This window comes from Aestuariivita sp. (genome assembly GCF_049276915.1).
Classification (GTDB): domain Bacteria; phylum Pseudomonadota; class Alphaproteobacteria; order Rhodobacterales; family Rhodobacteraceae; genus Aestuariivita.
This window is the reverse complement of the sequence record NZ_JBASXK010000168.1, coordinates 1-14,746: the sequence shown is the minus strand read 5'-3', so window position 1 is coordinate 14,746 and position 14,746 is coordinate 1. Positions and strand designations below refer to the sequence as shown.

The 14,746-nt window shown below is 60.5% G+C and carries 14 protein-coding genes; 8 read left to right on the top strand and 6 right to left on the bottom strand.

All coding sequences use genetic code 11. The features are described from left to right. Positions 1-49: 49 nt before the first annotated feature. The 5 genes from WAO69_RS17695 to miaA form a co-directional block, all read right to left on the bottom strand. The gene (locus tag WAO69_RS17695) at positions 50-2,137 is read right to left on the bottom strand and encodes a dipeptide ABC transporter ATP-binding protein (RefSeq protein WP_422181591.1); all 2,088 of its coding nucleotides are present in this window, start codon (positions 2,135-2,137) and stop codon (positions 50-52) included. A 99-nt stretch (positions 2,138-2,236) separates the two neighbouring features. Beyond that, positions 2,237-3,430, bottom strand: a complete 1,194-nt coding sequence (locus WAO69_RS17690) for an ABC transporter permease (RefSeq protein ID WP_422181589.1) — start codon at positions 3,428-3,430, stop codon at positions 2,237-2,239. Positions 3,431-3,443: 13 nt separating this feature from the next. Then, positions 3,444-4,496: an ABC transporter permease gene (locus WAO69_RS17685; protein WP_422181587.1), complete on the bottom strand. Its 1,053-nt coding sequence runs from the start codon at positions 4,494-4,496 to the stop codon at positions 3,444-3,446. A 111-nt stretch (positions 4,497-4,607) separates the two neighbouring features. Beyond that, the gene (locus tag WAO69_RS17680) at positions 4,608-6,275 is read right to left on the bottom strand and encodes an ABC transporter substrate-binding protein (RefSeq protein WP_422181585.1); all 1,668 of its coding nucleotides are present in this window, start codon (positions 6,273-6,275) and stop codon (positions 4,608-4,610) included. Between the two features lie 218 nt (positions 6,276-6,493). After that, the gene (gene miaA, locus WAO69_RS17675; protein ID WP_422181583.1) at positions 6,494-7,360 is read right to left on the bottom strand and encodes a tRNA (adenosine(37)-N6)-dimethylallyltransferase MiaA; all 867 of its coding nucleotides are present in this window, start codon (positions 7,358-7,360) and stop codon (positions 6,494-6,496) included. Between the two features lie 115 nt (positions 7,361-7,475). Between miaA and pyrH the strand changes: the two genes are divergently transcribed. The 7 genes from pyrH to WAO69_RS17640 all read left to right on the top strand — a co-directional run bounded on the left by pyrH (position 7,476) and on the right by WAO69_RS17640 (position 13,155). Beyond that, the gene (gene pyrH / locus WAO69_RS17670) at positions 7,476-8,213 is read left to right on the top strand and encodes a UMP kinase (protein WP_422181581.1); all 738 of its coding nucleotides are present in this window, start codon (positions 7,476-7,478) and stop codon (positions 8,211-8,213) included. A gap of 60 nt (positions 8,214-8,273) precedes the next feature. After that, entirely contained in the window at positions 8,274-8,837 is a 564-nt protein-coding gene (gene frr / locus WAO69_RS17665; RefSeq protein ID WP_422181579.1) for a ribosome recycling factor, read from the top strand. Positions 8,838-8,845: 8 nt separating this feature from the next. Next, positions 8,846-9,607 (top strand): isoprenyl transferase, encoded by a 762-nt coding sequence (locus WAO69_RS17660; RefSeq protein WP_422181577.1) that lies wholly within the window; start codon positions 8,846-8,848, stop codon positions 9,605-9,607. Between the two features lie 35 nt (positions 9,608-9,642). Then, positions 9,643-10,395 carry a phosphatidate cytidylyltransferase gene (locus WAO69_RS17655; protein ID WP_422181621.1) on the top strand — a complete coding sequence of 251 codons (753 nt, stop codon included), beginning with the start codon at positions 9,643-9,645 and terminating at the stop codon, positions 10,393-10,395. Between the two features lie 2 nt (positions 10,396-10,397). Then, positions 10,398-11,570: a 1-deoxy-D-xylulose-5-phosphate reductoisomerase gene (gene dxr / locus WAO69_RS17650; protein ID WP_422181619.1), complete on the top strand. Its 1,173-nt coding sequence runs from the start codon at positions 10,398-10,400 to the stop codon at positions 11,568-11,570. Positions 11,571-11,574: 4 nt separating this feature from the next. After that, positions 11,575-12,927 carry an RIP metalloprotease RseP gene (rseP, locus tag WAO69_RS17645; RefSeq protein ID WP_422181575.1) on the top strand — a complete coding sequence of 451 codons (1,353 nt, stop codon included), beginning with the start codon at positions 11,575-11,577 and terminating at the stop codon, positions 12,925-12,927. An 87-nt stretch (positions 12,928-13,014) separates the two neighbouring features. Further along, a complete protein-coding gene (locus tag WAO69_RS17640) occupies positions 13,015-13,155 on the top strand; it encodes a hypothetical protein (protein ID WP_422181573.1) in 141 nt (46 codons plus the stop codon). 39 nt (positions 13,156-13,194) lie between these two features. Here the strand turns inward: WAO69_RS17640 and WAO69_RS17635 are convergent. Next, positions 13,195-13,952, bottom strand: a protein-coding gene (locus WAO69_RS17635) for an IS5 family transposase (protein WP_422181617.1) whose coding sequence is annotated in 2 segments (ribosomal slippage) — positions 13,195-13,637 and positions 13,637-13,952 — 759 coding nt in all. Because the reading frame shifts where the segments join, the coding sequence is not laid out codon by codon here. Positions 13,953-14,276: 324 nt separating this feature from the next. Here WAO69_RS17635 and WAO69_RS17630 point away from each other — a divergent pair. Further along, on the top strand, positions 14,277-14,746 hold a 470-nt coding region (locus tag WAO69_RS17630; RefSeq protein ID WP_422181571.1), incomplete at its 3' end, for a POTRA domain-containing protein.

Genomic DNA, 14,746 nt, shown 5'->3' with positions numbered 1-14,746 from the left:
AAGACAGTCCGAGCGGCCGGCCCGCCCGCGCATGTCGACGTCGTGATGCCTATTCAGCCGCCATCTTGATCACCGGCTCCATCTCGGCCAGTTTCTCGTCGCTCAGGTGGCACTTGATCTGATGCGCCCCCTCCAGGATTCGCACGGGCGGCACTTCTTTCTCGCAAAGCCCACCGGGCACCTGTGATTTCCAGCCGCACCGCGTCTGGAACGGACAGCCCGGCGGCGGGTTCATCGCCGAGGGAATATCCCCTTCCAGCACGATATGCTTTTTCACCACGGAGGTATCGGCGATTGGCACCGCCGACAAAAGCGCCTCGGTATAGGGGTGATAGGGCGGAGAAAACACCTGGTCCGTCGTGCCCAGTTCCACCACATGGCCAAGATACATAACCATGACCCGATCCGACAGATAGCGCACGATCGACAGATCATGGCTGATGAACAACAAGGTTGTCTTGTGTTCACGCTGGATCTCCATCAGCAGATCCGTCACCGCTGCCTGCACCGACACATCCAGCGCCGAAACCGGCTCATCGGCCACCACGATCCGCGCATCCCCCGCAAAGGCGCGCGCAATGCCCACCCTCTGTTTCTGACCGCCCGACAATTGTCGCGGCATGCGTTCGGCAAAGGCGCGCGGCAGCTTCACCAGATCCAGCAGCTCCAGCATCCGCTGACGCCGCTCGGCTTCATTCTTGCCGATGCCAAAGATTTCCAGCGCGCGGATGATCTGACGGCCCACGGTCATGGACGGGTTGAGCGTATCGAACGGGTTCTGGAACACCATCTGGATGTCGGCGACATTCTGGGTGGTGCGCTCTTCGATGGGCACATCTCCGATGCTCTGGTTGTTCAGCAGGATCTGCCCGTCGGTCGCGGTTTCCAACCCCATCAGCACCTTGGCAAAGGTGGATTTGCCGCAACCGGATTCGCCCACGATGGCCAGCGTCTCGGATTCGCGCGCCTCGAAGGTCAGCGTCTCATTGGCCTTGACCACTTTCTTGTCACCGCCGCCGAACAGCGCATTGGCTGCCACCTCGTAATATTTCTTGAGGTTCTCCATCTTCAGCACCACATCGCCGATCTCGCCCTTGACCTTGGTCTCGGCCAGGGTGATCGGGGCGTTCCAGTCGATCTCCTGAAACTTCACGCAGCGCGTCGCATGCCGGTCATTGCCTGGCACCGAAGACATCACGATATCCCCCTGATCACAGCGTCTGGCTTCGAAATAATCACAGCGCGGTCCAAAGTTGCAGCCCTGGGGGCGCTCATGGGGCAGGGGGAAATTGCCCGGAATGGCGATCAGCGGACGCGAGTTCTTGTCAGCCCCCGGCAAGGGGATCGAGCGGAACAGCGCCTGCGTATAGGGGTGCTGCATCTCGTCAAACACATCCTTGATCGAGCCGCGCTCGACCGCCTCGCCGGAATACATCACGCAGATCCGGTCACAGGTTTCCAGAACCAGACCCAGGTTGTGGCTGATGAACAGCATCGAGGTGCCGTATTTCTTCCCCAGATCCTTGACCAGTTCCACCACGGCCGCCTCGACCGTCACATCCAGCGCGGTGGTGGGTTCATCCAGGATCAGCAACGCAGGCTTGGACATCAGCGCCATGGCGATCACGATCCGCTGCTGTTGCCCCCCCGACAGCTGATGGGGAAAGGATTTCAGGATCCGCTCCGGGTCAGGCAGTTTCACATCGCGCACGACTTCCAGCGCGCGCTGATGGGCCTCGTCCTCGGATACGCCCTCATGGATCATCGGCACTTCCATCAACTGCCGTCCGATCCGCATCGCGGGATTGAGCGAGGCCATGGGTTCCTGATAGATCATCGCGATTTCATTGCCGCGAATGTCGCGCAGCTCTTCCGCGCTCATCTGGGCCAGATCGCGCCCCTTGAACTTGATCGTGCCTCCCACGACACGGCCGTTCTTGCCCAGATCCTGCATCACCCCCAGCGCCACCGTGGATTTTCCGCAACCTGATTCCCCCACAAGGCCAACCGCCTCTCCGGGTTGCACCGAAACCGAAAAATCCATCACCGCCGGGATTTCCCGCAGTCGGGTAAAGAAGGAGATCGACAGTTTGTCGATTTCCAGGATCGGGCCTTCATAGTCTTGCAGTTTCGACATGATCGTCTCCCTGTCAGGCAAATGCGATGCGCTGCACCTTCATCTTGCCGAAAATATTCCCGGGGGTCCGGGGGCTGGCCCCCGGTCCCGTCCCTTACATCAGTCCTTCAGGCTTTCTTCGCGCAAACCATCGGCCAGCAGGTTCAGCCCCAGCACCATCGACAACAGCGCAAATGCAGGCGGCAGAGCAGGGTGCAGATAGATCGACAGAAGCTTGCGCCCCTCATTGATGGTCGAGCCCCAATCCGGGCTTTCCGGCGGAAGCCCCAGGCCAAAGAAGCCCAGTGTGCCCAGAAGGATCGTAGTATAGCCGATGCGCAGACAGAAATCGACGATCAGTGGGCCGCGGGCATTGGGCAGGATCTCCCAGAGCATGATGTACCACGGACCCTCACCGCGGGTTTGCGCCGCGGCGACATAGTCTCGGGTCTTGATATCCATCGCCAGTCCCCGAACGATCCGGAACACCGTGGGCGAGTTCACGAAGACTACCGACACAAAGACCACGAGGATCCCGCCCGGAATGTCAAACAGATCCAGTATCCCCGGCAGCACATAGACCTTGGAACCCACCTCCGAGATCAGCGACAGATAGATCCATGCCATCAGCCCCAGAACCCCGATTAGCAGCGGTGTGCGGAAACTTGGCTGGGTGTAATAGCGCGAATTCAGCAGCACCCCGACAAAGACCAGCGGGAAGACGAACAGGACGGTCGCCATATAGTTTGGCACACCGGTCTGCACGATCTCGGGCGTGACCAGCAGATAAAACAGCAGGATCACCGGGAAGGCGAGGATGAGGTTCGCCAGGAACGACAGCAGCGTATCCAGCTTGCCGCCGTAATAGCCCGCAGGCAGGCCCAGCGTGATACCGACCATGAAGGCAAACAGCGTGGCCAGGGGCGCGATCTGCACCACCACCCAGGCGCCGTCCACCATGCGGCTGAACACGTCACGCGCCAGGTTGTCGCCCCCCAGCAGGTAATAGGGATAATCGCCCGCCTCGGCCCCCGCCAGTGGCGTGCCGGGCACCTTGTTCTTCATGCCCGAAACCTGCGTAAGCGGGTCATGGGTGATGATCAGGTCCATCGCGCCGAAGATGCCGGTAAAGACCCAGAACATCACGAGGGCAAAGCCGATCAGGCCGATGGGGCTGTCATAAAGCTTGCCATAAAGCCCCAGACGCCTCTTGAACGCGGCCGAGACTGCGAACAGCACGACAAGCGCGATCCACACGGGGGTGAACTGCCAGAACATGCGGGCGATGATTTCGGCCCAGGTTAATGGTTCCATGGTTCAGGCCCCCTCAGGAAATTCTGATACGCGGGTTCAGGAAAACATAGCCGATATCCGATATCAGCTGTGTCACCAGAACGACGATCACGGAAACAACCGAGACCGCCAGAAGCAGCTCGATGTCATTATTGCCGGCAGCCTGGACAAGCAGCCATCCGAAGCCTTTGTAGTTGAAAAGCGTCTCGACGATGACGACCCCGTTCAGCAGCCAGGGGAACTGCAGCATGATCACGGTAAAGGGCGCAATCAGCGCGTTGCGCAGGGCGTGTTTCATCACGATATTGGGGAAGGACACGCCTTTGAGCCGCGCTGTCCGGATGTATTGTGCGGTCATCACCTCGGTCATCGAGGCGCGTGTCATGCGCGCGATATATCCCATGCCATAAAGCGCAATCGTCAGCACCGGCAGAAAGAAGTTGTCGAATGTCGCGTTTTCCATCGCCGCTGTCGCGGTGCCCTTGAACCATCTCAGCCCCACCGCAGACGAGGCAAAGACCGCAATGAAGATCACACCCGAAACATATTCCGGTGTCGCCGTCGTGGCGATCGAGAAGGTCGAGAGAGAGCGGTCTGTCACCGAGCCCTCCTTCATGCCAGCCAGAACGCCCACCAGCAGCGCCATGGGCACCATCAGGATCAGCACGAAGAACATCAGCTTGCCGGTCAGACCCAGCCGCGTGGCGACAAGGGAGCCGACATCATCCTTGAACACCGTGGAATAGCCCCAGTCGCCTTGCAGGATACCGCAGAATGTGGGGGCGGCCGCCAGCTCTTCCTGGCTGACGGTGCCGCGCACGCAGCGACCGCGATAGCCGTCGTTGACTTCGCGCGTCCAGCCGGGTGCGGCCCCCAGCCACTGGGCATATTTGAGAAAGACCGGCTGCAGATACCCATTGTTTTCCAGATAGCTGGCAACGGCTTCATCCGACATGCGAAAGTTGCCCTGTGTCTTGGCGAGTTTTTCGAGGTTCGGATAAAGGTTTGTCATGAAGAATACGACGAACGTCAGGCATAACGCGGTCAGAATCATCATGCCTGTTCTTCGTAGGATAAACAGTCCCATTGGTTCCCCTGTCGGTCAGGTTTCAAGGCGCTCAAACGCGGCAGCCTGCGATCTGTGGCGAGCAGATACATCGCCAAGGGCCGCGCGATATGCGCGGCCCTTGCTTTTGTCTTATGTGGCCTTGAAGGCCCATTTGTAGTGATGGTGCTCGAAGGCGATGTGCATGTCAGTCCCCGTGAGCGTGTCCTTCATGTGACGGAAGAGCGAGCGCCAATAGGGCTGGATGGTGACACCCTCGTCCTGGATCAGCTTCTCCATCTTGGCCATGACTTCGCGGCGCTGGTCGGCGTCCGCAAGGGCCAGGGCCTGGGACAACAACGCGTCGAACTCTGCATTCTCCCAGCCGAACTCGTTCCAGGCCTCGCCTGAACGATAGGCCAGCGCGTGGATCTGTACGGCCAGCGGACGGTGGTTCCAGTTGGTCGAGCTGTAAGGATATTTCGTCCAGTCGTTCCAGAAGGTCGAGCCCGGCAGAACTGTCCGTTTCACATTGAAGCCCGCATCCCGCAGCTGAGCGGCCACCGCATCGGTGGTATTCTTGCGCCAGTCATCGTCAATCGAGATGATTTCATGCTCGAAATCCAGCATCCCGGCTTCTTCCATCAAGGCACGGGCCTTCTCGGGGTTGACCTCCTGGGGCGGCAGTGCGGCATATTCGGGATGCTTGGGGCCGACGTGATGGTTCTCGGCCACCTGACCGCGACCGCCAAAGCCGATTTCCAGACAGACCGCATTGTCCACCGCCATCTGCAATGCGCGGCGCACGCGCACGTCCGCATAGGGCTTCTTGCCGTCGACTTCGGCCAGCTGGTTGGGCCGGATCACCAGCGTGCTCATGGTCACGGCTTCGGATTTCACAAAGCCCAGCGCATCCATCACGTCGATGAATTCACCCACGGATTCGTGCAGCATATCGACTTCATCGGATTCCAGAGCCGACACCCACGCCGTGGGATCGGTGCCAAAGTCGATGTATTCGATGCGATCAAGGAAGGGGCCGCCCAGGACCTCGGTGCCCCACCAGGTGTGGTCGGGTGCGCGAACGAGGGTACATTTCACGCCGACTTCCAGTTCCTCGATGATGAAAGGTCCGGTGCCGATGTTCTTGGTGTAATCCTGTTCCTGGAAGCTGGAGTGGGTGATGCAGGACGGGTAATCCGACATGCCGGCAATCAGTGAGATATCCGGCTGCGGCAGGTTCAGGCGCACGGTTGTCGCGTCGACCACTTCAATGGAACCGTCCAGCGCCTTGTCCGTTTCAGGATCAACCAGCGCGGCGAAACGTCCGGCCATCGAATTGCCTTCGATGGATTTATCGCACCATTTGGTGATGTTGCGCGCCACGTCATCGGCGGTGAAATCATCGCCGTTCTGCCACTTCACGCCGGGGCGGATGTTCAGGGTGTATTGCGTCGCATCTTCGTTGATTTCCCAGCTTTCCAGCAGCATGCCGCGGAACGTGCCGTCGGATTGATACTCGACCAGATACTCCCAGGTTCCACGGCCCTGGTTGCCATGTTCGGACCAGTCATAGGTGACCGGGTCCTTGAGTGCGCGCACGCTCATCTGAACGCGCAAGGTGCCGCCCTGTTGGGCATGTCCGCCAGCCTGCACGGGCGCGGTGGCCCCGATCATTCCATAAGCGGCTGTCGCCGTGACACCCAGCGCCGTGGCGCGGGTCAGGAATTCGCGTCGGCTGAGTTTGCCTTCTGCATATTCTGCCGCATGCATTTTCGCGGCCCAGTGAACCGGTTTACCATTGATCGTTTCTACAGACATCGTCTCTCCCTTGGTGTGGCGGTGCATCCGGTTCACACATGAACCGAGCCCCGCAACCCGCGAGACGCACCCTGTTGAAGCCGGGGATTTATTATATTTGACATCCCCTTGCGCCTATTCGGCACAAAAGGTCGTCACAGGTCAACGCTTGCTTTTGTGATTTTTTGTAACAATCGCGACATACCCCTTGATCAAATGCGACATTGTCGCGCATTTGCTCACAGCGCGGGCGGTGCGACCGAAATCCAATCGCGCATGCGCTTGCGAAACCATGTGCGCTGGCGCTTGGCAAACTGGCGTGTTGCGATGCTGGCGCTGATGCGGGCCTCCTCGAGCGTGATGTCTCCGCGCACATGGGCCATCAGTTCGGGAACGCCGATCGCGCGGCAAGAGGGTTTGGCCGGATCATAGCGCGCGCGCATGGCCGCGACTTCGTCCAGCGCCCCGCCCTTGATCATGGCATCAAAACGCTGGAAAATCCGGGTCTCCAGCCAATCCTTGTGCACATCCAGAACAATCGGCGCGCAGTCTTTCAGCGCCAGAAGCGGGGCCGGCGTATCCGCCTGCCACTCGGCCAGTCCGCGTCCGGTGTTGCGCAGCACTTCCCAGGCGCGCTGCACCCGCGCGCGGTTGGCCGTGTCGATGCGGGCATGTGTGGCTCGGTCAAGGTCAGACAGCATCTGGGACAGTGACAGCGCATCTGCCCGCTGGCGCAGATCCTCGGGCGTTTCGGGGATCTCTGCCATGCCCTCGGTCAGGGCCAGGAAATAAAGCCCCGTGCCGCCCACGATGATGGGGCGCGCACCGCCCTCAAGCTCCTGTGCCACCTCGCGCAGCCAGTGCCCCGCGGAATAGGGCGCATCCCAGGCCACATGGCCAAACAGGCGATGGGGCAACTCGGCTTCCTCGGCCTCGCTGGGGCGGGCGGTCACAACGCGCCAGCATTTATAGACCTGCGACGCATCCGCATTCACGATCACCCCGCCATGATCGCGCGCGATCTGCATCGCCAGCGCGGATTTGCCCGAGGCGGTCGGCCCGGCAATCAGCACCGGCAAATCAGAAGGAATCGGGGGCAGGGACATCGGGTCTCACTTAACATGCGCTTGTGGCATCTATCGCGGTCGGGACGCATTGAAACCCGGCGCGATTTAGGACAGTTTGCGACAGAGTTAATCCGGTGCCAGAGCGGAGCGCAATATGAGCAACACCCCAGAAGACCTTCCCGACACAACCTACAAACGCGTGATGCTCAAGATTTCGGGAGAGGCCTTGATGGGAGACCAGGGGTTTGGTCTGCACCCGCCCACCGTCGAGCGGATCGCCGATGAGGTGAAATCGGTCCATGATCTGGGTGTTCAGATCTGCATGGTGATCGGGGGCGGCAACATCTTTCGCGGCCTGCAGGGCTCGGCGCAGGGGATGGAACGTACCACCGCCGATTACATGGGCATGCTGGCCACTGTGATGAACGCGCTGGCCATGCAATCCGCGCTCGAGGCCAAGGGGGTCTATACCCGTGTGATTTCGGCCATCACCATGAACGAGGTGGCCGAGCCCTATATTCGCCGCCGCGCGGTGCGCCATCTTGAGAAACACCGCGTCTGCATCTTTGCCGCCGGCACGGGCAATCCCTATTTCACCACCGACACGGCCGCGACACTGCGCGCCAATGAGATGAGCTGCGAAGCCATCTTCAAAGGCACCAAGGTCGATGGCGTCTATGACAAGGATCCCAACAAGTTCGATGATGCCAAACGCTATGACGAGGTCAGCTATGACGATTGCCTGGCCAAACGCCTGGGCGTGATGGATGCCAGCGCCATTGCCCTGGCGCGTGACAACAATCTGCCCATCATCGTGTTCAGCCTTGATGAACCGGGCGGCTTTCGTGGTATTCTTGCCGGGCGCGGCACCTATACCAAGGTGCACGGCTAACCTATACAAACCGGCAAAAAACCGGGTATATCCTCTAAAACACACAAACAGAGCAGGCACATGTCAGACGATTTCATGCTGGATACCGACGATCTGGAACGCCGGATGGACGGAGCAATCGCATCTCTGAGAACGGAATTCGCGTCTCTTCGTACCGGGCGCGGCAGCGCCTCCATGCTGGAACCGGTGATGGTCGATGCCTATGGCGCGATGACACCGATCAACCAGGTGGGCACGGTGAACGTGCCCGAACCGCGCATGGTCACGGTGAACGTCTGGGACAAGGGACTGGTCAGCAAAGTCGAAAAAGCCATTCGCGAGAGCGGCTTGGGGATCAATCCTCAGACAAATGGCACCATCATCATGCTGCCGATTCCCGAGCTGAACGAAGAACGCCGCCGCGAGCTGACCAAAGTGGCCGGGCAATATGCCGAAGGCGCACGGGTCTCGATCCGCAATGTGCGGCGCGACGGGATGGACCAGATCAAGAAGGCCAAAGCCGATGGCATCAGCGAGGACGACCAGAAATTCTGGGAATCCGAGGTGCAGACCCTGACCGACAAGATGATCGCCGCGGTGGATGCGGCCCTTGAGAACAAACAAACCGAAATCATGCAGGTCTGACCGGGCCGATGCCGAATGAACCTGCCCATGATCTCAGCCCGTCCCAAGAGACTGCGGTGCCCGGTTTTGCCGGGCCGGGCCATGTGGCGATCATCATGGATGGGAATGGACGCTGGGCGAAAGCACGCGGACGCCCGCGCCTGTTTGGCCATCACGCCGGGGCGCAGCGGGTGCGCGAGGTGGTGGAGTGCTGCCCGCGTCTGGGTATCAAGTATCTGACGATCTTTGCGTTTTCGACCGAGAATTGGAAGCGCACACAGGTCGAAGTCGCAGGCCTGATGAGCCTGTTTCGCCGCTATATAGCCAAGGAACTGCGCGAACTGGATGCCGAACAGGTGCGCGTGCGCTTCATCGGGGACCGGGTCAGGCTGGATCAGAAGCTGGTTAAGCTGATGGACGAAATGGAAGAGGTGACGCGCAACAATGACCGGGTCCATCTGACCATCGCGCTGAACTACGGCGCGCGCGACGAGGTGGCACGCGCCACGCGCCGTCTGGCCCAGGATGTGGCGGATGGTGTGCTGCTGCCCGAGCATGTCGACGAGGAAACCCTGCCACGCTATCTGGATACCCGGGTCTTGCCCGATCCCGATCTGGTGATCCGCACCAGCGGCGAGGCGCGGATCTCGAATTTCCTGCTCTGGCAGTCGGCCTATTCGGAATATGAATTCATCGATACGCTCTGGCCTGACTTTACCGCCGCTGAACTGGAACGTCTGTGCCGGTCCTATGGCGCGCGGGATCGCCGCTTTGGGGCGGTTACCACGTGAGCGACAGCGCGCAATGGCATGATCTGGCCGTGCGCATGGGCTCGGGCGCGGTCATGCTGGTGGTCGGTCTGGGTGCCGTGGCGGCGGGCGGCGATGTGTTTCACGCCTTTGTCGCCATCCTGTGCGGTGCGATGGTGTGGGAATTGGTGCGGATGCTTGCGGCAGATGCGCCGCGCCTGGCGCTGCAACTGGGCGTGCTGGCCGCTGTGGCCTCGATGATCGCGATTTATCTGCCCGCACCGATTGCCTTGCCGATCCTGCTGGTGCCTGCGCTGGTGGGGCTGAGCCAGATCCGGTCGCACCGTCTTATCTATCTGGTCTTTGTCGCCCTCGTGCTGCTGGCGGGCTTTGGCATGATGTCGGTGCGCGATGATTTCGGCTTTATCTGGATGCTTTGGCTTGCGCTGGTGGTGGTGGCCACGGATGTTGCGGGATATTTCGCAGGCCGGATGCTGGGCGGGCCCCGTTTCTGGCCGCGCGTCAGCCCCAAGAAGACTTGGTCGGGCACTGTTGCCGGCTGGCTGGCGGCCGCCCTCGTGGGCCTTGTATTCGCGCTCGGCACCGGAACCTCGGTTGCTCTGGTGGCGCTGTCGGCGGCGGTGGCGCTGGCCTCGCAAATGGGCGACATCGCCGAGAGCGCGATCAAGCGCAAGATGGATGTCAAGGATTCCAGCAGTCTGATCCCCGGCCATGGCGGCTTGCTGGATCGCTTTGACGGGATGCTGGGGGCGTCGGTGTTCCTGTTGCTTGCAGCACAGGTCGTCGGCTTTCCGCCGGGGCTGGGCTGATGGTGCGGCGCGTGTCCATCTTCGGTGCCACGGGCTCGATCGGTCAGAACACCATAGACCTGATCGCGCGCGCGCCACAGGACTATGACGTTGTCGCGCTGAGCGGGTCGGGCAATATCGCCCAGCTTGCCAAGGATGCCCGGCGCCTGAAGGCGGATGTGGCGGTCACCGCAGATGAGACTCGCCTTGAGGACCTGCGCGCGGCCCTTGCGGGCTCGGGCGTCGAGGCGACAGCGGGGCAGGTGGCGCTCGATGAGGCGGCCTCACGCCCGGCCGACTGGGTGATGTCTGCGATTGTCGGCAGCGCCGGGCTGCGGCCTGGTTTGAGAGCATTGGAACAGGGCGCGGTTCTGGCGCTGGCCAACAAGGAATCGCTGGTCTGCGCGGGCGAGCTGATCCTGCGCACCGCGCGCGAGAACAACACGCGATTGCTGCCGGTGGACAGCGAACATTCGGCGGTGTTCCAGGGTCTTGTGGGCGAAGACATGTCGGCGGTCGAACGCATCATCATCACCGCCAGCGGGGGCGCGTTCCGGGACTGGCCTCTGGAGGCGCTGAAACATGCGACATTGGCTGAGGCCTCAAGCCATCCCAATTGGGATATGGGCCAGCGGATCACGATCGATTCAGCATCCATGTTCAATAAAGCCTTGGAACTAATTGAAACCAAGGAATATTTTGGGGTTCGCGCCAATCAGATCGAAACCATCGTGCATCCCGAAAGCCTGATCCACGCGATCGTCGGCTTTGTCGATGGCGCGCTGATGGCCCATGTGGGCCCGCCGGATATGCGCCACGCGATCGGCTATGCGCTGCATTATCCCGAACGGCGCGATCTTCCGGTGGCGCGGCTGAATCTGGCGCAGATCGCGCAACTGACCTTCGTGGAGCCCGATCTGCGCCGCTATCCCGCCCTGCGCCTTGCGCGCAACGTGATGGAGCGGGGCGGATTGTCGGGGGCCGTCTTCAACGCGGCCAAGGAACGCGCGCTGGATGCGTTCATCGCCGGGCGCATCGGATTTCTGGACATGGCGGAAGTCGTGGAAGAGGTGTTGACCCGGTTCGAGGCCGATCCGGGGCGCATTGATGCCGCAATGACCCTTGATAACGTCATGCAAACAGACCATCTGGCCAGAGAGCGGGCCGATCAGGTCATGGAAGAACGAGCAGGATAGTTTTTTGGATATTGTCGGACTGATTCCTCAATTTGGCGGCTTTGCGCTGACCATTCTGGCGTTCATCGTCGCCCTTTCGGTGATCGTGGCGGTGCATGAATACGGCCATTACATCGTCGGGCGCTGGACTGGCATTCATGCGGATGTGTTCTCGCTGGGGTTCGGACCGATCCTGTTTTCACGCATTGATAAACGCGGCACGCGCTGGCAGATGGCAGCCCTTCCTTTTGGTGGCTTCGTGAAATTCGCAGGCGATGCCAATGCGGCATCGGGCAAGGACAGCGAGGCGATGGAAGAGGTCGCCGCCGATCCCGTGGCGCTGCGGCGCACCATGCACGGAGCGCCGCTCTGGGCGCGCACGCTGACCGTGGCGGCCGGGCCTGCGTTCAACTTCATCATGTCGATCATCGTCTTTGCCGGGATGATGGTGTTTCAGGGCCAGCCGCGCGACCCGCTGACGGTCGGCGAAATCGCGGCACTGCCCGATGGTGCCTATGAGTTGATGGCGGGCGATGAGATCGTCGCCATTGCCGGCATGCCCGCGCCGCGCGTCGGCGATGGCGAAGACTGGAGCACCTTTACCGATGCGCTGCCCACGACCCCCACGCTCAGCTATACGGTCGAGCGCGCAGGTGGCGAAAGCACGCTGACCGGTCCGTTCCTGTTCCCGCCCCATGTGCAGCAGGTCGCACCGCGCAGTGCGGCGGATGATATCGACATCAAGCCGGGCGATGTGATCACCGCGATCGACGGCGCACCGATCTTTGCCTTTGATCAGCTCCGAGACGCCGTTGAAGGCTCGGGCGGGCGGGTTCTGCTTCTGGATATCTGGCGCGACGGGACCATGCTGCAATTCGCTCTGGCCCCGAAGCGGGTGGATGAACCACTGGACGAAGGCGGGTTTCAGACCCAATGGCGCATCGGCATCGTGGGCGGGATGGCGTTTTCACCCGCAACCGAGGCGATGGGCATCGGGGATGCGATCATGGGCGGCGTTGTGCAGACCTGGGTCGTGATCGAGAACTCGTTCTCGGGCCTCTATCACATGATCACCGGCGCGATCAGCACCTGCAACATGAGCGGTGTCATCGGGATTGCGGAAACTTCGGGCTCCATGGCCAGCCAGGGGGCGGACAGTTTCATCTGGTTCATCGCCGTTCTGTCGGTGGCTGTGGGGATGCTGAACCTGTTCCCGATCCCGGCGCTGGATGGCGGGCATCTGGTGTTTTACGCCTATGAAGCCGTATCCGGCAAACCTCCAAGCGACCGGGCCTTGCAGGTGATGATGGCCACGGGCATCGCGTTGATCCTGTCCCTGATGGTGTTTGCCATCGGCAACGATATCTTCTGCCCCTGACGCCAAACCCGACACGCCCTGCCAAATTCCTGCCACATTGCCTTGCTAGAAGGTCCGGGTAGGAAGAAGCTATCCGGGTATGCGAAAATGTCGACGCTGACGAAATCCTTGAACGGTCTGAGCCTGATGTTCGAATTGAACTGGGACCGCATTTTGTATGTGATCACGATTTCGCTGTCGCTGCTGGCCGGTCTTTATGTGGGAAGCCTTGGTCTTGTGACCTGGTGACCTGTTCTCAACAGTCTGTGGTCTAGGCGGCGTCTGCATTTAACTGATCCATGCCATGACGCAGGCGATGTCTACGAAGGCTTTGAATGAGCTGACAGTTTTCTCGCAGCGCAAGGCAATGCGTCGGAAGCGCTTGATACGGTTGAAGAAACACTCAACCAAATGCCGCTCCTTGTAGAGCAGCCAATCGATTGGCCGATCTTCCTTTCGGGTGGGGTTTCGCTTGATGTGTGCGGTTGCGTTCAGATCATCGGCGATGAAAGCGCGCAGATGATCGGCGTCATAGGCCGCGTCCATGATGACGTGTTGCGCGGCTGTGAGGCCTTCGATCAAGCCGCGTGCTTGTGGGCTGTCGCCCCATTGGCCGGGAGTGATAACGGTGCGGATCGGCAGCCCGAGCGCATCGACTGCCGCATGAATCTTGGTCGTCAGGCCGCCTTTGGAGCGGCCAATACCGGCAGCTTCAAGCCCCCTTTTTGAGAGGTGGCATCCGCGTGGGTCTTGCAGATGGTCGCATCGACAAGGACATATTCGAAGTCCGGGTCTGTGCTTAACGCTTTGAAAAGACTCTCCCAAACACCGGCAATCGTCCAGCGCCGGAATCGGGAATGCACTGTGCGCCAGTTACCCAGCTCGGGCGGCAAGTCGCGCCAGGGCGAGGCGCCCCGCGCCAGCCAAAGGATCGCGTCAAGAAACAGTCGGTTGTCGGCACCCGTCCGCCCTCGATCACCTTTCTTGCCCGGAACCAAGGGCTCGATGATCGCCCACTGCCTGTCTGTCAAAGTTCGTCTGCTCAAGCTCACCTCCCGTTTTTGATCTTGAATCAAACGGAAGGTGATTTGGGAATCCCCTAAATGCAGACGCCGCCTAAAGCCCTCAAGGGCGTTCTTGTTTTTGACAAGGCTGCCCGATCTGGTTATCCACGCTTCAACTCTCCGCCAAGTAAAATGGATAGGTTGAAGATGGGCTTGAGCACAAAAAAGCGTACATGCTGCGGTTCAGAGCCAGTCAGGCTCCACATCTTGTGGGGATGGGCGGCCTCATTTTTCCTAGCGATTGCAACGGTTTTCGCCGTTTCACCGACATCTGCACAGGCGCAGAATTTCCGTTTCAATTCGGTCGTGGTCGAGGGAAATCAGCGGATTGATACCGCCACAATCGCGACATTCACGGGAATCGGTGCCGGTCAATCGGTAACCGGCGGCGAGTTGAACGACGCCTATCAGCGTATTGTGGACAGCGGATTGTTCGAAACGGTCGAGCTTGAACCGCGCGGATCGACCCTTGTGATCAAGGTCACCGAGTTTCCGACGATCAACCGCGTCAATTTCGAAGGCAACCAGCGGATCGATGACGAGGCCCTGGCCGGGTTCATCGAAAGCGCACCCCGGCGCGTGTTCAACCCAACGGTGGCAGAGCGCGATGCCAACATCATCGCCGAGGCCTATGCCCAGCAGGGTCGGATCTCGGCCACTGTGACCCCGCGCATCATCCGGCGTTCGGAAAACCGCGTTGACCTGATCTTCGAGATTGGCGAAAGCGGCACTGTCGAGGTCGAACGCATCAGCTTTGTGGGCAACCGCGCATATTC

Coding starts and splice junctions, on each gene's coding strand:
- WAO69_RS17695 (WP_422181591.1), bottom strand. CDS start 2,137: ATGTCGAAACTGCAAGACTATGAAGGCCCGATCCTGGAAATCGACAAA.
- WAO69_RS17690 (WP_422181589.1), bottom strand. CDS start 3,430: ATGGAACCATTAACCTGGGCCGAAATCATCGCCCGCATGTTCTGGCAG.
- WAO69_RS17685 (WP_422181587.1), bottom strand. CDS start 4,496: ATGGGACTGTTTATCCTACGAAGAACAGGCATGATGATTCTGACCGCG.
- WAO69_RS17680 (WP_422181585.1), bottom strand. CDS start 6,275: ATGTCTGTAGAAACGATCAATGGTAAACCGGTTCACTGGGCCGCGAAA.
- miaA (WP_422181583.1), bottom strand. CDS start 7,360: ATGTCCCTGCCCCCGATTCCTTCTGATTTGCCGGTGCTGATTGCCGGG.
- pyrH (WP_422181581.1), top strand. CDS start 7,476: ATGAGCAACACCCCAGAAGACCTTCCCGACACAACCTACAAACGCGTG.
- frr (WP_422181579.1), top strand. CDS start 8,274: ATGTCAGACGATTTCATGCTGGATACCGACGATCTGGAACGCCGGATG.
- WAO69_RS17660 (WP_422181577.1), top strand. CDS start 8,846: ATGCCGAATGAACCTGCCCATGATCTCAGCCCGTCCCAAGAGACTGCG.
- WAO69_RS17655 (WP_422181621.1), top strand. CDS start 9,643: ATGGGCTCGGGCGCGGTCATGCTGGTGGTCGGTCTGGGTGCCGTGGCG.
- WAO69_RS17640 (WP_422181573.1), top strand. CDS start 13,015: ATGTCGACGCTGACGAAATCCTTGAACGGTCTGAGCCTGATGTTCGAA.